Source organism: Kaistia defluvii (assembly GCF_026343955.1).
Classification (GTDB): Bacteria; Pseudomonadota; Alphaproteobacteria; order Rhizobiales; family Kaistiaceae; genus Kaistia; species Kaistia defluvii.
Genome location: NZ_JAPKNI010000003.1, coordinates 107,199 through 124,108, shown reverse-complemented (window position 1 = coordinate 124,108; position 16,910 = coordinate 107,199). Strand labels below are relative to the sequence as shown.

Genomic DNA, 16,910 nt, shown 5'->3' with positions numbered 1-16,910 from the left:
CCTGAACCGAGAAGGGAAAACGGGACGATCCGAGCATTCTGTAACGGTTTCTGCTTTAAGAAAGCGTTCGCCCGTCCAGACGGGCCAGCCCGCCGATCCCCGAGGATATGCCGAACGACATGACCGATGATGCAGCCCATGCCACCCCGGACGAAGGCGCCCTCTGGCGCGCCGATCGCAGGCTCGATGCGCGGGGGATCGCCTGTCCGTTGCCGGTCTTGAAAGCGCGCAAACTGCTCGGCGGGATGGCGCGGGGCAGTCGACTGATGGTCGAGGCCACCGATCCAATGGCGGCGATCGATATCCCGCATCTTTGCCAGCAGGATGGCCACCGCTTGATCCGACAGGAACGGCTGGAGGAGAGCGGCCGCCTGATCCTGCGATTCCTGATCGAGCGGGGGGCCACCGGCGCTCAGTCTGACTGAGGCGGCTCGATCGCGGCCAGCAGTGCCGCGAGACCTCGCTCGAGGATCGGGCGAAGTTCTGGATCGACTGCGATGGCCTCGGCCTCGCGGCTCCCGGCAAGCAGGGGGACCGCGATGCACGCTTGGTCCACGACCCGGGCCGACATGGTGGTCAGGACCAGTCGAAGCGCCGCCTGCGCATCGGACGCGCGCGGCGAGGCATTGAACAGCGCGACCGGCTTGCCGGGAAGCTCAGGTCCTCCCACGAGCCAGTCCAGTCCGTTCTTGAACGAGCCCGGGATTCCGCGCGCATATTCCGGGCAGGAGATCAGGATCGCGTCCGCGAGCTCCACCCGGGCGCGAAGATCGGCGACCGGGGCTGGCAGGGGGCCGGCTTCGACATCCGGATTGAAATGCGGCAGTTCGCCCAAGCCTTCGAAATGCTCGAAAACGACTCCAGCCGGCGCGGCCCTTTCGGCCGCACGCAGCAGGCTACGATTGGAAGAGGCGGCGCGCAGGCTGCCACAAAGCGTCAGGATCCTGGGCATGAACGTACCGAATCGCTCCAGCATGGCCGGGACCATGGTGCCGAAGCGAGCGGCTGGCGTCAGCCGGGAAAAAACTAGCCGAGATAACGGATCTTGCCGCCCTTGGTGACGATGCAGTTGAACTGGGACCCATCGATCACGAGGCCGAATTCATAGGTGCTGCTGCGCACTTTGGTGCGGTTGACCTGGACGTTGCCGCGCAAGGAATTGTGCTTGGCGGCGGCCTTGTTGATGCAGATGTTCTTCGCCGCGTTCTGCGAAAGAGCCAGGGCCTGGGTCGGCATCATCGGCAGGCAGGCCGCGATCGACATGGCTGCGGCGACGGCAAATCTCATCGACATCTTGGCTCTCCTCCGGGGTGCGTCTGAGGCCTCAACGACGCTTTTTACATTCGGTTCCGTTCAGGCCCAAACGATTGTCCCATCGTCGCGCGCAATGGCCGATGGCGAGCAGGGAAAGCCCGCCTAGAGACGGAAGACGCCGGAAAAACCGGAGATGGCGAGCGGGTTGTCGGCCACCGTCGTCGCATCGGCAATATCGGTCTGCGGCAGGTCGGAGAAGGCGCCTATCAGGGCGTGTTCGGCAGCCTCCGGCATGTCGCGCACGATCAGCACCAGCCGCGAGCGACGGTCGTCGCTCGGCCAGGCGGGAAGCCGGACGGGCGGATGGAAGATCGTCTGCGCCGCCTGGACCACGAGCGGCCGGTCGGGCGCGTCGGTCGTCTGTACCAGCCCCTTCAGCCGCAGCAGGCTTGCGCCATGCTCACGGGCCAGTCGGTCGAGAAAATCATCCAGCGCATGGCGGGAGATCGGCGTTGCCCGCGTGGCGACGAAGGAGCGGATGCGCGCGTCATGTCGGTTCACGTCATGTGCATGCTGGTGTGCATGGGACGCATGCCCGTGACCATGGTCGTGATGGTGATGGTGATGGTGATGGTGGTGGTCGTGACCGGCATGCGCTTCGGCCGCCAGCCAGCCGACGACGTCGGCGATCTTGCCTTCGGTCGTGAAGGGCTGCGTGTCGAACAGATTGGCGGGCGCCACATCGTCACGCCCCGCTTCGAGGAGGACGGCGCCGGGGTTGAGAGCGCGGATGCGGTCGCGGATCGCCGGATCGGCCTCGGCAAGGTCGGTCTTGGTCAGCACGATGCGGTCCGCCACCGCGATCTGCCGGTTGGCCTCATCCGACATGTCGAGGGTGCGCACTCCATTGACGGCATCGACGACGGTGACGACGCCGTCGAGACGGTAGCGCATCGACAGGTAGGGATGGAGCAGCACGCTCTGCAGCACCGGCGCGGGGTCGGCCAGCCCGGTGGTCTCGATGATGACGCGGTCGAGCCGTTCGATGCGGTGGTTGTCGAGCGCGCGCAGCAGATTCTCGAGCGTGGTCACCAGTTCGCCGCGAATGGTGCAGCAGAGGCAGCCGGAGGAAAGCTCGATGATGCCGTCCTCGGACTCGCCGACCAGCAGATGGTCGAGCCCGATCTCGCCGAATTCGTTGACGATGACGGCAGTACCGGCCAGTGCCGGATCGCGCAGCAGCCGGTTCAGCAGCGTCGTCTTGCCGGCGCCGAGGAAGCCGGTCAGCACAGTCAGCGGGATCGGCTTCGGGCGGGGGCGGGCGGGGATTTGGGCGGGTTCCTGGGTCAAGCGCGTCACTGCGAGATGGCGAGCGCCGAATCCGGCAGGGGGGCGACGTCGGTCGAATCGAACGGCACGCCGAGCTCGATCTTCGGCTTGGTGGACGCCTTGGCCTTCACCGGCTTGTCGTCGCTCTTCCTGGCGGGCTTGGCGACCGGCTTGGCAACCGTCTTCTTGTCGGCGGCCTTTTTCCCGGCCTTGGCCTTGGCGGCCTTGCCCTTCTGCTTCTTCTCCTGCTTCGCGGCGGCCGCGGCGATGGCGGCGGCTTCGTCCTCCGCCTCGGCCACGGCGGCAGGCTTGATCGAACCGTCCGGATTGCGCACGCCGATCGTCGACACGACGACGGGCTCCATCAGCTTGACCCGGGGCATCAACGCGCTGGGCAGGTTCGGCGCGGCGGCGTTCTCCGCCTCGTGCTCGCCGCGATCCTTGCGATTGCAGATGTCGTCGCGCATGTTGATCGCGCCTTCGACCGGCGAGGCGCCGCGGAAGCTGGCCAGCGTGGGCCGGTTGCCGGTGAGCGCCAGGCTGCCGAAGCTCTGGTTCATGAGGCGGGCCGTCAACTCGGCGCGCTCCTTGGCGGTGCTGGCGCCGAGCACGACGGCGACCAGTGTATGGCCGTCGCGCGAGGCGGTCGCCACGACGTTGAAGCCGGAGGCGCAGATGAAGCCGGTCTTCATGCCGCTGGAGCCGGGATAGCGCTCGAGCAGCGAGTTGGCGGACTTCAGCACGCGCTTGCCGGAGCGGATCGCGGTGATGCCATAGAGCTGGCGCCGTTCGGGAAACTCGATCCAGAGCGCGCGTGCCAGCAAGGCGAGATCGCGCGCCGAGGTGAACTGGCCCTCGCCGGGCAGGCCGTTCGGGTTGATGAAATGGGTGTTCGTCATGCCGAGCCGCGCCGCTTCGGCGTTCATCATCGCCACGAAGCCGGACTCGCTGCCGCCGACGGTCTCGGCGATCGCCATGGCGATGTCATTGGCCGAATGCACCAGCATCATCTTCAGAGCATTGTCGAGATCGATGACGGTGCCGACCTTGAAGCCCATCTTGCTCGGCTGCTCGTTGAGCGCGTGGCGGGAGACCACGATCTGGCTCGCCAGCGAGATCCTGCGATCCCGGATCGCCTTGAACACGACATAGGCGCTCATCAGCTTGGTAACCGAGGCGGGGTACCAGTCCTGGTGCGCGTTGCGCGCCGCAAGGACCTTGCCGCTGTCGATGTCGGCGACGATGTAGGGCGTTTCCACCGCGGATGCCGCGTTCACGCCAAGGCCCACCAGCAGGATGAGTGAGAGGAACCGGGCGATCGATCGGGTCACGAAGTGCATGTCAGGCTTTGTCCGTGTCGGGAAGGGGGCGGGACCGACGAGGCCGGCGCGTCGCTCCTGAGTAACCGATCCGGGGCATCCTTGGCAAAGCGGCGCATCCGCCGATTTCGCGCATGGTCCGGAAGTCCTTGGAATGAGAGCGGAAATCTCTCTCGGCCGTCGAGCCTGCCAAAGCAGATTTCGCGAGGCGTTCTGCCGATTTCTGGCGACCGATTCACGCTCGGCGCGGGCGATCCCGGTGCGTATGCCATGGTCTGACGCTACGTTATGATCTAGATTGCCGCGATGGGTCTTTGGGGGGCGGTATGCAGGAAGTCGCCGGACCGACGTCGCGGTCCGGGACGGACCACGATTGTGAGGAGGCGCTTCATGATCCGCGCAACCACCATTCTTCCCGCAGGCTCCTGGACCGGCGCTGTCGCTGATACGGTCCTGCTCGACTTTGAAGCCCGTCGACGCGGTCGCCTTGCCATGTCGGCGAAGAGCGGCGTGTCGTTCCTGCTCGATCTGCCGATGCCGGTCGGGCTGCGCGATGGCGACGGACTGTTGCTGGAGGATGGCCGCATCATTGCGGTCGAGGCGGCGAGGGAGCCTCTGATCGAGGTTTCCGCCGGCAGCCAGCCGAAACTGATCCGCATCGCCTGGTATATCGGCACACGCCAGATGCCGGCGCAGATGGTGGGGGACCATTTGTGGATCCGCCCCGATCCGCTCGTCGAGGCGAGGCTGGCGGAGATGGAGGCGATCCTGCGTCGCGTCGAGGCGCCGTTCGATCCGGAGAACGCGCTGCCGGATGACGACAATCCGTGGTCGGGCTTCTGGCAAAGCTTTGCGGGCCAGCCCTTTTCCCGGGGCTTCGACCCGGCGGATGGCGAGAGTCATTCCGGGGAGAGGGGATCTTTCCACCGCCATGGCCCGGCATTTGCCGAGGCGCATGGCCATGCCTTCTCGGCAGGACGGTCGCGGCAGTCGCATGGCTGGTCCGAGAGCCACGCCCGCAGTCCGGGCCACGAGCATCGCGATCCCGGCGCGGCGCGCGAGTCCGGCCCGGACGATCCGTCCGCCCGGCATGGCTAGGGCAAGGGAAAAGCAAACCGGATCGTGATTTTTTGCTGCGCCGCAGCTAGAGTGGGGCTTCGTGTTGTAAACCTCGCGGAGTTCCGGAATGCCGATCATCAATCGTCTGGCCGAGTATCAGGACGAGGTCGCCGCCTGGCGACATGATCTGCACCAGCATCCGGAAATCCTCTACGACGTGCACCGTACCGCGGCCAAGGTCGCGGAACGGTTGCAGGAATTCGGCGTCGACGAAGTGGTGACGGGCCTCGGCCGCACCGGCGTGGTCGGTGTCATTCGCGGCAGGCGGGGAGATGGCGGCCGGACCGTTGCGCTCCGCGCCGACATGGACGCGCTGCCGCTGACCGAGATCACCGGCAAGCCCTATGCCTCGACCAGTCCCGGCAAGATGCATGCCTGCGGTCATGACGGGCATACCGCGATGTTGCTGGGCGCGGCCAAATACCTGGCCGAGACGCGCAATTTCGACGGCACGGCCGTGGTCGTGTTCCAGCCCGCCGAAGAGGGGGGCGGCGGCGGCAAGGCGATGGTCGAGGACGGGCTGATGGAAAGGTTCGGCATCGACGAGGTCTATGGCATGCACAATATGCCGGGTCTCGACATCGGCAAGTTCGCGATCCGGCCCGGCCCGATCATGGCGGCGACCGACGAGTTCAATTTCACCATCGCCGGCCGGGGCGCCCATGCCGCCAAGCCGCATCTGAGCCTCGATCCGATCGTCATCGGTTCGCATCTCGTGCAGGCCCTGCAGACCATCGTGTCCCGCTCGGTCGATCCGCTCGACTCGGTGGTTGTCTCGGTGACCAAGTTCCACGCCGGCGAGGCGCATAACATCATCCCGCAGACGGCGCATCTGGGCGGCACCGTGCGCACGCTGACGCCGGAGATGCGCGATCTCGCCGAGAAGCGGATCCGCGAGATTGCCGCCGGCATCGGGGCCACCTATGGCGCCAGCATCGAGGTCGACTACGACCGGAATTATCCGGTGACGGTGAACCACGTCGCCAACGCCATCTTCGCCGGCGACGTGGCTTCGGAGATCGTCGGCGGCGACCGCGTCGATCGCGAGGTCGCGCCGATGATGGGCGGCGAGGACTTCTCCTACATGCTGGAGAAGCGCCCCGGCGCCTTCATCTTCATCGGCAATGGCGACACGGCCGGGCTGCACAACCCGGCCTATGATTTCAATGACGACGCCTTGCCGATCGGCGCTTCCTACTGGGTCCGCTTGATCGAGACGTCGCTCGCGCCGGCCTGAAGCGCGGCGCGGTCGTCGCGTCGCGTCTTCCAGAGCGAGACAATGACGCCGCCGCCGAGCAGGCCGATGGTCGAGCCGAGCGAGATCAGCGTGTCGACGGGCCCGACCAGGTGGGTCCAGAAGATCTTGCCGCCGACCAGAACCAGCACGAGCGCCAGCGCGTATTTCAAATAGTGGAAGCGGTGCACCATGGCGGCCAGCGCGAAGTAGAGCGCGCGCAGGCCGAGAATGGCGAAGATGTTCGAGGTGTAGACGATGTAGGGATCGGTCGTGATCGCGAAGACGGCCGGCACGCTGTCGACCGCGAACACGATGTCGGCGATCTCGATCGAAACCAGCGCCAGGAACAGCGGCGTCGCGACGAGATGCGCCTTGCCGCCCGCCTGCTGGACCCGGGTGAAGAAGCGGTGGCCGTCCAGATGGGGCGAGACGGGGATCATCCGCCGCACCAGCTTCAGGATCCGGCTGTTCTCCAGATCCATCGGCTCGTCGCCGGCGAAAAGCATCTTGATGCCGGTGAGGATCAGGAAGGCGCCGAAGATGTACAGGATCCAGCCGAAGGACGAGATCAGCGCCGCGCCCAGGCCGATCATGATGGCGCGCAGCACCAGAACGCCGAGAATGCCCCAGAACAGCACCCGGTGCTGGTAGGCCCGGGGGATGGCGAAGGCGGAAAAGATCAGCGAGATGACGAAGATGTTGTCGAGCGCTAGGCTCTTCTCGACCACGAAGCCGGTCAGGTAGAGCATGCCGGCATCCGCGCCCAGATCGTACCAGACCCAGGCGCCGAACAGCAGCGCGACACCGATGTAGAAGCTGGAAAGCACGAGGCTGCGGCGAATGCCGATCTCGTGGTCGCCGCGATTGAGCACGCCGAGGTCAAGGACCAGCAGCAAGGCGACGATGCCGGTGAACAAAAGCCAGACGGCAGCCGGCTGGCCGAGAAACTCGGCGCCGAAAAACGAAATCATATCCATGGGTCACGAGCACTGGTCGCCGGGCCAACAAATTTAAGGGTCCGACATCACGGTGGGCGACGCACCGCCAGAGGGGCCCGGACCCCGCTCGTTTGCAGGAGATGGCACTCGGCCCAACCCGGCGCAAGGTGCGAAACGCGAAATTTTCTCGACATCCCGGTCGCTTTGGTGCAACCAAAACCTCTTACCACTTCCCCCGGAACGCTCCGCTCGATCGCCGGTGTCCTTTATGGGGGAAAACGATGCAGATCGAGGTCAACATGCCCGCCTATCGTTCCCGTACTACCACCCATGGCCGCAACATGGCCGGCGCGCGCGGCCTTTGGCGCGCCACCGGCATGAAGGACGGCGATTTCGGCAAGCCGATCATCGCGGTGGTAAACTCGTTCACGCAGTTCGTCCCCGGCCACGTCCATCTGAAGGATCTCGGCCAGCTGGTGGCGCGCGAGATCGAGAAGGCCGGTGGCGTCGCCAAGGAGTTCAACACTATCGCCGTCGATGATGGCATCGCGATGGGCCATGACGGCATGCTCTACTCGCTGCCTTCGCGCGAGATCATCGCCGACTCGGTCGAATACATGGTCAACGGCCATTGCGCCGACGCCATGGTCTGCATCTCGAACTGCGACAAGATCACCCCGGGCATGCTGATGGCGTCGCTGCGCCTCAACATCCCGACGATCTTCGTGTCCGGCGGCCCGATGGAAGCCGGCAAGGTCGTGCTGTCCGACGGCAAGATGCATGCGCTCGACCTCGTCGACGCCATGGTCGCCGCCGCCGACGAGTCGATGTCCGACGCAGACGTGACGCTGATCGAGCAGAATGCCTGCCCGACCTGCGGCTCCTGCTCGGGCATGTTCACCGCCAATTCGATGAACTGCCTGACCGAGGCGCTCGGCCTGTCGCTGCCGGGCAACGGTTCGACGCTCGCAACCCACGCCGACCGCAAGCGTCTGTTCGTCGAGGCGGGTCACCAGATCGTCGACATCACCCGCCGCTATTACGAGCAGGACGACGAGAGCGTGCTGCCGCGCAACGTCGCCTCCTTCGGCGCCTTCGAAAACGCCATGACGCTCGACATCGCCATGGGCGGCTCGACCAATACCGTGCTGCACATCCTGGCGGCGGCGCATGAGGGCGAGATCGACTTTGACCTCGACGATATCGACCGCCTGTCCCGTCACGTCCCGGTGCTCTGCAAGGTCGCCCCGGCCAAGCAGGACGTGCACATGGAAGACGTCCATCGCGCCGGCGGCATCATGGCCATCCTTGGCGAACTGGCGCGCGGCGACCTGTTGAACCTCGACCTGCCGACCGTGCATTCCTCGACTCTTGCCGAGGCGATCGCCCGCTGGGACATCCGCCAGACCAACAGCGAGAGCGTGCGTGAATTCTATCGCGCCGCACCCGGCGGCGTGCCGACCCAGACGGCCTTCAGCCAGGATCGCCGCTGGACCGAACTCGATCTCGACCGCGAGAAGGGCGCCATCCGCGACGTGCCGCATGCCTTCTCCAAGGATGGCGGCCTTGCGGTCCTGAAGGGCAACATCGCGCTCAATGGCTCGGTGGTGAAGACCGCCGGCGTCGACGAGTCGATCCTCAAGTTCACCGGCCCGGCCGTGATCTTCGAAAGCCAGGACGACGCCGTGCTCGGCATCCTGAACAAGAAGGTCAAGGAAGGCGACGTCGTCATCATCCGCTATGAGGGACCGCGCGGCGGCCCCGGCATGCAGGAAATGCTCTATCCGACCAGCTATCTGAAGTCGCGCGGCCTCGGCAAGGCCTGTGCGCTGGTGACGGACGGCCGCTTCTCCGGTGGCACGTCGGGCCTTTCCATCGGCCACGTCGCACCGGAAGCCGCCGCCGGCGGCGCCATCGGCCTGGTCGAGGAAGGCGATACGATCGAGATCGATATCCCCAACCGCATCCTGCGCATCAAGATCTCCGACGAAGAGCTCGCCGCGCGTCGCGCCGCCATGGACGCGCGCGGGCGGGATGGCTGGAAGCCGGTCAAGCCGCGCAAGCGCAATGTGACGACGGCGCTCAAGGCCTATGCCGCGATGGCGACCAGCGCCGACAAGGGCGCGGTTCGCGACGTCAGCCGCTTCGACGTCTGACCCGCTATCGGCTGAAACGTAAAAAGGGCGCCTTCGGGCGCCCTTTTTTGTGGCCTGGCCTGGCAGAAAACGACGGCGCCAAGCCGACTTTCGCGCCGCCTGGCCTTCAATCGCTGATGATCTTGACCTTGTCGCCGGCGGGCGGCAGGGCATTGCCCTTGATGTCGTTCAGCACGCGGAAGAGGTCTGCCGGCCGATCGACGCCGTTCATGCGGCGCGCCAGGCTCTCGACCGTATCGCCCGACTTCACCGTCACCAGTTGCACCCGCAGCGGCTTGAGCGCGGCGGCTTCCTGAGGCGACAGCTTGCGGAAGCTCTGCACCGTCTCGTTCGTCGACTGCTCGAGACCCGGCGTGTCGGTCTCGTTGGCGAAGATGAAGCGATAGGTCGCGCTCGGGCCGACGCGGATCACGGCGATGCGGAACACCCAGCCCTTGGCCTCGGCGCGCGCCGAGGCGGCCTCCAGCCCGTTGACCGAGAAGCTCTTGATCGAGTTGCGGTCGAGCCCGTTGACCCAGCCCGACGCGATGTAATCGGCCAGCGCCGTGCCGACCGGCAGGTTGGCGCCGTCGAAGCGCAGGGCCGTGCCGTCCGGCGCGGTCGCCAGCACGGCATCCGTCGTGTTGTCGAGGATGAAGCCGTTGGGCACGGTGAAGGCCACGCCCAGCGTCGGATGGTAGAAGTTCTTGCCGCGCACGAAGCCCTGCGAGCGGTCGTCGCCGAACAGCATGCCGTCGATGCCCTGCAGGTAGCGCTCGCGGTCGACCTCGCCAATGCCTGGTGCGCCGAACTGGCGCGCGGCGCGGACCGCGAAATCGACGCGCTGCGGCGTCGCCGGATGCGAGGCGAGGAAATCGGGCCGCTTGTCCTGGACGCTGCCGGCCGATTTGTAGGCCGCGAAGCGGCCCATCAGGTCGAGGAACCGCGCGGCGGCGAAGGGGTCGTAGCCTGCCTTGCCGATCGTGCGCACGCCGATCGCGTCGGCCTCCAGCTCCTGCTGCTGCGAGAAGGCGGCGAGCGTGCGCTGGCTCGAGGCGAGCGCCAGCTGGCCGGCGTCGCCGTCCTGCAGGACGTCGGTGACGACCCGGCTGACGATCATCGCCGCGCGGGCCTTGTTCTGGCGCTGCATGGCGTGGTTGGCGGTGACGTGGCCCATCTCGTGCGCGATCACGGCGGCGACTTCCGAGGAATCATTCGCCAGCGCCAGCAGGCCGCGCGTCACATAGAGATAGCCGCCGGGCAGCGCGAAGGCATTGACCGATGGCGTGTTGAGGATGGTGATCCGGTAGGACTGCGACGGATCGTCGGAGGCCGCGACGATGCGGCCGACGATGCGCGCCACGGTCTTCTCGAGCTTGTCGTCGTGATAGACGCCGCCGAAGCTCGCGACGATGCGCGGATGCTCCTGCGCGCCAATACGCGCCTGCTTGGGATCGACGGGGGGCGGGATGGCGGCGCCGGCCGTCGTCTGCGGCGGGCCATAGGTCTGTTCAAGCACGGTTGTGCAGCCGGCGAGCAGCAGGCTCGCCGTGATGATCGCCGCCTTCCAGAGAAGCGCGCCGCGGGAGCCGGAGCGGTCCCTATCCCGTGTGGCACCGAATGCCGTCATTCTTCACCATTGGTCCAACAGTTCGAGCTGCTCGGGATGCGTGATCCGCAAGCTCGGCCCGTCGTGACTCTCGATCCAGCCCCTCAGTCTTACCCGTTTCCCCCGCAACGCCTTCACGTCGATGCCGTCTTCCGCCAAAGCCGCGAGGGCTTCGGCCGTCAGCACCGCCGTGAAATCCGTCGACCAGTCGCGCCCGAAATCCAGATAGGCGATCGGACCGCGCTCCCCGACGGAAACGACTCTTCCCTCAACCAGATCATATACATCGTGTCGGGTTGCAAGTGCGGGATCGGTCGCAGGGCGGATGGCGTAGTATGGATCGGGCCAGAGGCCAAGCCCTGATTTGCGAGCCTGCCGTTCAACATTCATCAAAGCGTCGACACACTGGCGGTTGTCGGCAAAGGAATAGACGCGGGCAAGGCCGCCGGCCACCATCGCCTGCTGCAGCCAGAGGGGGGCGCCGTCCTCCGGCAGGATCTCGACATGGGCGAGCGCGCGGCCGTAGCGGTCGCGCCGGGCGCCGCCATAGCGCAACTGCGCCGCCTGGCCGAGCGCGATGCGCTCCAGCGCCGTCTTCGCTTCCTCCGCCAGCGGCCATGCCGTGAAATCCGGCCGGCCGAGCGGCAGTTTCGGCGCCTGCATGCCGACCAGCCGCACCTCCAGCCCGGAATCGAGCACCAGCGTGTCGCCGTCGACGACGCTGGCAACGAGGCCGGTCTCGCCATCGACGAGACGGCATTCGTGCAAGCCCGCCGTCCTTTCGGACCGTTCGGCCCCCGTCGCTTCCGCCATCATCGTTCCCAACACCGCCATGACAAGCCCGGGGACAAGCCCGGTCGCCGCCAGCGCCCATCCGCGCCTGCCGGCGTCTCCCGGCGCGGCCGATGCCGATCCGCTGCGGCGCTTCGAGCCCATCCGCGTCCTGATTCCCCCGTCCTTGTGTCATCGTGATGGCGACGCGATGACATCGTCTCATGCAGGCCCTGCCCGCGCATCCGGAAATCCGCAAGACGGGCGCTTAAGCTCTCGAGGCGGCCGCCCGCGGCCCGGGGGGTGGATTGCGTCGCAGATTTCCGCGGCGCGCTCTTGAAAACGAGGCGCCAATCGGACCATAAGCATGTCACCCGCCCGGCCAAGCCGGTCCGGCGGCGCGTCTCCGCCCAGGGCGGCGGATGTCCCGGTAGCTCAGCAGGATAGAGCAACGGTTTCCTAAACCGTAGGTCAGGGGTTCGAATCCCTTCCGGGACACCATCCAAAAATCAAGTATCTGATTTTGCAGGGTAATTCCCGATATATCCCGCACCTCGTATTAAGGTGCGGGCGTTTTGTTCTGTTTATGTTGCTGCAGCTTGTCGCTCGCATGCACGCCCATGGCGGCTCGGTTCGCGGCTCGGGTGTACAGTTCGGCCTGCTTGGAAGACTGCCAGCCGAACATGGCCATCAGCTCGGAAGTCGTCGCGCCTGCCTCTGCCGCGCGAGTCGCAGCTGCTTTCCGCAGCCCATGCGCCGAACCAGGTACGCCAGCTTCTGCACACCGATCCCGAAACCAGTTGCCGAATCCGTCGGCTGTGAAGGCCTTACCGTACTCGGTGATCAGATAGGTGAGGTCGCCAGTCTTTGATGCGTCGAGGGAGGCGCGAAGAGGCGCCAGGATTCGGAGCGTCACGGTCTTGCCGGTCTTCTTCGTACGGATATTCAGGATCTCGTTCCTGACGTGCTGGCGCCCCAGCACTACGGCGTCCGACCGTCTCAGCCCTGTGTAGAGCAGGATATCGAGCGCAAGCCGGGCTTTGGTGCCGAGTGGATGCCGCTCTTCGTAACGGGCCACCTCGTCGACGGTCCATGTGTGGATGCCGCCGGTCTTGCTGGAGAACAGCTTCACATCGCGAGCCGGGTTCCTGTCGATCAGGTTCGCGGTCATGGCATAGTCGAGCAGCACGCGCATTGTCTTGATGAAGGCGTTCGCCGCTTCGGGCGTCTCGGCGCGTCGCTCCCGGCCCGCCAAGATGGCTGCGCGGGTCAATCGCTCGACCAGGGTGTCGCCGGCCGCGTCGCAAAGCCGCAGTAGAAGGCGCTCGCGGACGCGTTTGGTAGACGGTGCCAGCCGGACGAAGTCGGAGGATTCCCGGTAACGGTCGACAAGCCAACGGAGCGTGTTCGGCTTCGCCGTCGGCCGGGCCCGTTGGACTGCCGTTCCCGCCAGCGCAGCGTGATAGGCTTCCATGAACTCCGGGCTGTCGTAGTCACCCGGCAGGCGCGTTCTAACGCCCTTTCCACGGCGGAAGTACCAGACCGGGCGCCCATGGCGGGTCTTCTCTCGATAGACGTGGGCATGCAGTTTACGCGGCATAGGGCCTATCACAGGATGACCGGCTCCAAGTCGTCAACCTCGATCTTTTCCTCAGTGACGGTTTGCAGTAGCCGAATGGTGCCCAGTCTCGTGATCTCGACGCCTTTCACCTCAAAGCCGGCCTTGGTCGCGGCGCGTATGGCGCGTTTGAGATCCACCTCGGTGAACGTTGCGGCTCGCTGTCCCATCACGTCTCTCCCTTCGAGGGCGAGTAGCTCATTCCAACGCTCCCTCGCTCATCAGGGTGGTGTCCGTCGGTACCAGCCCGGTCGAGTTGATCTCGTCGCGGCGGTCGCGGTTGCGCCGGCGGGCCTTCGCGCCACCGCGATCCCATCGGACGGCTCCGCCATTGGCCTGGCGCCAGTGCAAGAAGTCGTTCGCCTTCTGGCGCATGGCTGGCGAAATGTACCGGCGCTGGATCATTCCACCGCCCTCGTCGCCATGCTGTCCTGCGGATGGCCGCCGGCGGCGATGTGCGCGTCGAGCATGGCCTCGCGCTTCTCTCGGCTGAGCGGCACCCCGTCATCGTCCGATTCGACGAAGGCGGTCGGCTCGGTGAGCAGATCCATGAAGGTCGGGGCGCATCGGATGCAGAGCACGCAATCGATGCCTGGATAGTAGCGGTCGCTGACGTCGAGGGGCTGAACACAGCCCTCGCAGACGAGATAGTTCCGGCTCATTCTGCAGCCTCCATGACAAGCGTTTGAAGTGAGTGACTTACTCGCACTGGCCCACCTCGAGGCAGGATGCGCCGGCCTCAAATCTGGCCATCAGGTCGTACTGAACGCCGCCTCGCGTCGTCTTCGACCATTCGACACGCGCCCTGATGCCAAACTGCTCCGCCGTGACGGTGCCCCCGTCGTGATAGAGAGGGTCATCGGTGGCGCAGAAGAAGGTCGCCGCTCCGCGCTTAGAGACCCCTCCTGCGATGCTCTCCCATTCTTCGACGCGATCGATCGCAGAAGGATCAATCTGGGCGATCAGCCGGATCTCGTCTTTCTTGGCGAAGATGCACGGCCAGCAGCCGACCCGCTCAGCCCCCCTCGCGTAAAGCGGATTAGGCGCGATGCCGTGCCGGTCATGCATGGCGAACACGTCTGCCAACAGCCAGCTGTGGATCGGTCGATAGGTGTAAGCACGAAATGCCCAAGCCGCCTCGCGCTCGCGCTTCGGCAGGGAAAAGGGAGCGAGATTGACCCGCTGCCAGCGCAGCATTTGCCGCCTGACAAGGCTTTCTTCCGCTCTCACGCCCTGCCATGAAATCAGGCTGCGGCCCGCTTCGAGGACAGGCTTTTGCACTCCGAACCACATTGGCGCGATCTTGAGTTCGTCAGTGCAGAAGCGGGACTTCGCCCCTGGAAAGCGGCCCTTGACCATAACGAGATCGAGGAACGGGATGCCCGTCGGCCTCATCAACGCCGCTGCGCGCTCGACGCGATCGATCGGCACGCCGGCGGCCGGCCACTTCGCCAGAATGAACGCTCGCTTTCGAGCCATGGCCTCCGTGAAATCGGCCTTCACGGTCAAGATAGGCGGACCGCCGGCGCGCTCGGCCAGCTGGGCGATATATTCATAGGTTGCCGGATGTTCGTGGCCGGTGTCGGCAAAGACAGCCGTAAACGGCATGCCCCGCTCGATCGCGAGCAAGTAAAGCGCTGTGCTGTCCTTGCCGCCGGAGACGCTTACAACGTGCTCCCAAGGCTGCGGATGGTTGCGGCCGGTCGGAACCCGCCGAGCCGTCCTGAACTGCGGCGCGGGATGTTTGCCGCCGGCGAAGCTGTCGACGATGATCTCTCTCATCGCGCGAAGCCGAGCGCGAGCATGCAAAGAAGGCCGATCAGGCTGAAGGTCCAGGCAAGCGCCAGCCAGTCGTCGCGTTCGCTTGCGCGAACGGCGTCAAAAGTATCCAGAAGGGTTTTCATGGGGATCTCGTCGAAGGACATGATCGTCCGGCGACGCGGCTTCGGCTGGGGGGAGGGCGCCGAAGCCGCGCTGGCCTGAGGATCCGTGTCAGGCGGCGATGCGTTCGTTCGCCTTGCGCTCTGCGAGCTGGCGGGCTTGCGGGCCGTACATCAGGATCTCGCCCTGGGTGAAGCCGCAGAGCTTCAGGAAGTCCTCGCTGCAGCTGCCGTCGATCGATGCGCGATCGAGCATCTCGGCCGCCATCAGGTTCGGCACGCTGCCCGTGCGGCGGGCCACCTCAAGGGCGGTCTCGTTGCGGCTGTTGCGGCGGACACGCAGCGGGGTATTCGGGGAATGCATGGTCGCTCCATCGGAACCGGGTTCGGTTCGGCGCGCCAGGACAGGGCCTGCGCCGATGGATAGACGCTAGTGCGGTTTTTAAACCGTGTCAACATTCGCGGTTTAAGAACCACATCGCGGCAAGGATCGTCGAATCACACCCCAAACAGTTCGTTGATTGTGAGAACTTTGTGGATGCTCAAGACGTATTCAGCCGGCATCTCAATGATTGCTGGGGGGTGATATTGCTCCAACACCACGACTGTAGCGGTGCGCCTCTTGAGGACCTTGATATAGGCCTGGCCGGGGTCGTCGTCATGGCGGCGCGTCTGCACAATGACGGTGTCGCCGACTTTGCAGGGCCGATGCGGATGGACGAATCGCATCTCGCCTTCGGGATGCGCGGGGAACATCGATTCACCCTCGACGAAGATGGCGTAGAGATCCTTCACCCCTGCCATTGCAGGCGGTCTCCGGGCGTATTCGACGACACTGTTTTCCAGCATAAACCCCTGAAAATCATCAATAACGGATCCTCTCGCGGTGCCGAGAACGGGCACATCCTGCAACAGGGCGTGTCGCGCGGGAAGTTCCAAATTTGTAATGCTGACTTCTGATTTTTCAGGCGGGGGGATGGTGGGTGGAACCGTGTCGTCGAGGCCGAGAAGCCACTCCGCAGAGACTTCCAAGGCAGCAGCCACCTTGTTGACGGTCTCCGAGGTTGGATTCGGCTCGATGTCGTCTCGGATGAGGCCTCGAATGAGGTCAGCATTCGTTCCAACACGAAGGGAAGCCGCGCGCGGAGACAGGCCGAGCGCCTGAAGCCGGCTTTTGATGCGTGTTTTCAATTGGTTGCTCATCGTGCGGTATTCTAACCGCACCGCATTATCGGCGCGAGCGGTTCTAAACCCGTTGACAATACGGTTTTAAAACCGCAAATCATGCGGCATGCGCCTCCTCGAACAACTCACCAGCGTTATGATGACGTACAGCAATGCGACTGGCCTAAGCCTGGCGCGCATATCGACGCTCGTCTTCAATCACGGTGCCAAGTTCGAGCTGCTTCAAAAGGGAAGTGACATCAACACACGATCCTTTGAGCGAGCGATGCTGTGGTTTTCCGAACATTGGCCTGACGACCAAGCTTGGCCCGAAGGCGTCGCTCGCCCGGTAGTTGAAGAGGCCGCGGCATGACGATCGAACATCGGCTCCGCTCTGCCGAGAGTTCCGACTTTCCGGCTATTGCCGGACCGCCAAGCGATCGAAGCTTCACCCGTGCGGCGATCGTGACTGCCCTGCGCGCCGTTGGCCGGCGCGCAGGTTCCTTCCTCCCGAGACTTGGAGCGGGCCGGCGCCTC

The 16,910-nt window shown here is 65.1% G+C and carries 20 protein-coding genes and 1 tRNA gene; 6 read left to right on the top strand and 15 right to left on the bottom strand.

What is annotated here, in order from left to right:
- Positions 1 to 119 precede the first annotated feature (119 nt).
- Positions 120 to 425, top strand: a complete 306-nt coding sequence (locus OSH10_RS08595) for a sulfurtransferase TusA family protein (RefSeq protein WP_266331306.1) — start codon at positions 120 to 122, stop codon at positions 423 to 425.
- On the opposite strand, the gene OSH10_RS08590 is transcribed toward OSH10_RS08595, so the two are convergent.
- The 4 genes from OSH10_RS08590 to OSH10_RS08575 all read right to left on the bottom strand — a co-directional run bounded on the left by OSH10_RS08590 (position 413) and on the right by OSH10_RS08575 (position 3,923).
- On the bottom strand, positions 413 to 976 hold the full coding sequence (locus OSH10_RS08590) for an NADPH-dependent FMN reductase (RefSeq protein ID WP_266331305.1): 564 nt from the start codon (positions 974 to 976) through the stop codon (positions 413 to 415). The two genes, OSH10_RS08595 and OSH10_RS08590, sit on opposite strands and share 13 nt — an antisense overlap.
- A 50-nt stretch (positions 977 to 1,026) precedes the next feature.
- A complete protein-coding gene (locus OSH10_RS08585; RefSeq protein WP_266331304.1) occupies positions 1,027 to 1,293 on the bottom strand; it encodes a hypothetical protein in 267 nt (88 codons plus the stop codon).
- Between the two features lie 123 nt (positions 1,294 to 1,416).
- Positions 1,417 to 2,604 (bottom strand): CobW family GTP-binding protein, encoded by a 1,188-nt coding sequence (locus OSH10_RS08580; RefSeq protein WP_266331303.1) that lies wholly within the window; start codon positions 2,602 to 2,604, stop codon positions 1,417 to 1,419.
- Between the two features lie 5 nt (positions 2,605 to 2,609).
- Entirely contained in the window at positions 2,610 to 3,923 is a 1,314-nt protein-coding gene (locus OSH10_RS08575) for a D-alanyl-D-alanine carboxypeptidase family protein (RefSeq protein ID WP_266331302.1), read from the bottom strand.
- Positions 3,924 to 4,292: 369 nt separating this feature from the next.
- Here OSH10_RS08575 and OSH10_RS08570 point away from each other — a divergent pair, with 369 nt between their 5' ends.
- Both OSH10_RS08570 and OSH10_RS08565 read left to right on the top strand, forming a co-directional pair.
- Entirely contained in the window at positions 4,293 to 5,000 is a 708-nt protein-coding gene (locus tag OSH10_RS08570; protein ID WP_266331301.1) for an urease accessory protein UreE, read from the top strand.
- Positions 5,001 to 5,088: 88 nt separating this feature from the next.
- Positions 5,089 to 6,258, top strand: coding sequence for a M20 aminoacylase family protein (locus OSH10_RS08565; RefSeq protein ID WP_266331300.1), 1,170 nt, complete (start codon positions 5,089 to 5,091; stop codon positions 6,256 to 6,258).
- On the opposite strand, the gene OSH10_RS08560 is transcribed toward OSH10_RS08565, so the two are convergent.
- Complete coding sequence (locus OSH10_RS08560; RefSeq protein ID WP_407660700.1) at positions 6,216 to 7,226, bottom strand: TerC family protein; 1,011 nt, start codon at positions 7,224 to 7,226, stop codon at positions 6,216 to 6,218. The genes OSH10_RS08565 and OSH10_RS08560 overlap by 43 nt on opposite strands.
- Before the next feature lie 269 nt (positions 7,227 to 7,495).
- Here OSH10_RS08560 and ilvD point away from each other — a divergent pair, with 269 nt between their 5' ends.
- Positions 7,496 to 9,352 carry a dihydroxy-acid dehydratase gene (ilvD, locus tag OSH10_RS08555; RefSeq protein ID WP_266331768.1) on the top strand — a complete coding sequence of 619 codons (1,857 nt, stop codon included), beginning with the start codon at positions 7,496 to 7,498 and terminating at the stop codon, positions 9,350 to 9,352.
- A gap of 106 nt (positions 9,353 to 9,458) precedes the next feature.
- On the opposite strand, the gene OSH10_RS08550 is transcribed toward ilvD, so the two are convergent.
- Both OSH10_RS08550 and OSH10_RS08545 read right to left on the bottom strand, forming a co-directional pair.
- A complete protein-coding gene (locus tag OSH10_RS08550; protein WP_266331297.1) occupies positions 9,459 to 10,961 on the bottom strand; it encodes a M48 family metalloprotease in 1,503 nt (500 codons plus the stop codon).
- Between the two features lie 3 nt (positions 10,962 to 10,964).
- Entirely contained in the window at positions 10,965 to 11,708 is a 744-nt protein-coding gene (locus tag OSH10_RS08545; protein ID WP_266331296.1) for a thermonuclease family protein, read from the bottom strand.
- 427 nt (positions 11,709 to 12,135) lie between these two features.
- On the opposite strand from OSH10_RS08545, the gene OSH10_RS08540 reads away from it, so the two are divergent.
- A tRNA-Arg gene (locus tag OSH10_RS08540) sits at positions 12,136 to 12,212 on the top strand.
- Between the two features lie 58 nt (positions 12,213 to 12,270).
- Here OSH10_RS08540 and OSH10_RS08535 read toward each other — a convergent pair.
- The 8 genes from OSH10_RS08535 to OSH10_RS08500 all read right to left on the bottom strand — a co-directional run bounded on the left by OSH10_RS08535 (position 12,271) and on the right by OSH10_RS08500 (position 16,412).
- Entirely contained in the window at positions 12,271 to 13,311 is a 1,041-nt protein-coding gene (locus OSH10_RS08535; protein ID WP_266331294.1) for a site-specific integrase, read from the bottom strand.
- A gap of 8 nt (positions 13,312 to 13,319) precedes the next feature.
- Entirely contained in the window at positions 13,320 to 13,499 is a 180-nt protein-coding gene (locus OSH10_RS08530; RefSeq protein ID WP_266331292.1) for a hypothetical protein, read from the bottom strand.
- Positions 13,500 to 13,527: 28 nt separating this feature from the next.
- A complete protein-coding gene (locus tag OSH10_RS08525) occupies positions 13,528 to 13,734 on the bottom strand; it encodes a hypothetical protein (protein ID WP_266331290.1) in 207 nt (68 codons plus the stop codon).
- On the bottom strand, positions 13,731 to 13,991 hold the full coding sequence (locus OSH10_RS08520; RefSeq protein WP_266331289.1) for a hypothetical protein: 261 nt from the start codon (positions 13,989 to 13,991) through the stop codon (positions 13,731 to 13,733). Before OSH10_RS08520 ends, OSH10_RS08525 begins: the two co-directional genes overlap by 4 nt.
- A gap of 37 nt (positions 13,992 to 14,028) precedes the next feature.
- Positions 14,029 to 15,111 carry a phosphoadenosine phosphosulfate reductase family protein gene (locus OSH10_RS08515; RefSeq protein ID WP_266331288.1) on the bottom strand — a complete coding sequence of 361 codons (1,083 nt, stop codon included), beginning with the start codon at positions 15,109 to 15,111 and terminating at the stop codon, positions 14,029 to 14,031.
- On the bottom strand, positions 15,108 to 15,233 hold the full coding sequence (locus OSH10_RS08510) for a hypothetical protein (protein ID WP_266331286.1): 126 nt from the start codon (positions 15,231 to 15,233) through the stop codon (positions 15,108 to 15,110). The genes OSH10_RS08515 and OSH10_RS08510 overlap by 4 nt, the downstream gene beginning before the upstream one ends.
- Before the next feature lie 88 nt (positions 15,234 to 15,321).
- Complete coding sequence (locus OSH10_RS08505) at positions 15,322 to 15,573, bottom strand: hypothetical protein (RefSeq protein WP_266331285.1); 252 nt, start codon at positions 15,571 to 15,573, stop codon at positions 15,322 to 15,324.
- A 134-nt stretch (positions 15,574 to 15,707) separates the two neighbouring features.
- Positions 15,708 to 16,412, bottom strand: a complete 705-nt coding sequence (locus OSH10_RS08500) for an XRE family transcriptional regulator (RefSeq protein WP_266331284.1) — start codon at positions 16,410 to 16,412, stop codon at positions 15,708 to 15,710.
- Between the two features lie 88 nt (positions 16,413 to 16,500).
- Between OSH10_RS08500 and OSH10_RS08495 the strand changes: the two genes are divergently transcribed.
- Positions 16,501 to 16,746, top strand: coding sequence for a hypothetical protein (locus tag OSH10_RS08495; protein WP_266331283.1), 246 nt, complete (start codon positions 16,501 to 16,503; stop codon positions 16,744 to 16,746).
- The last annotated feature ends 164 nt before the right edge of the window (positions 16,747 to 16,910 follow it).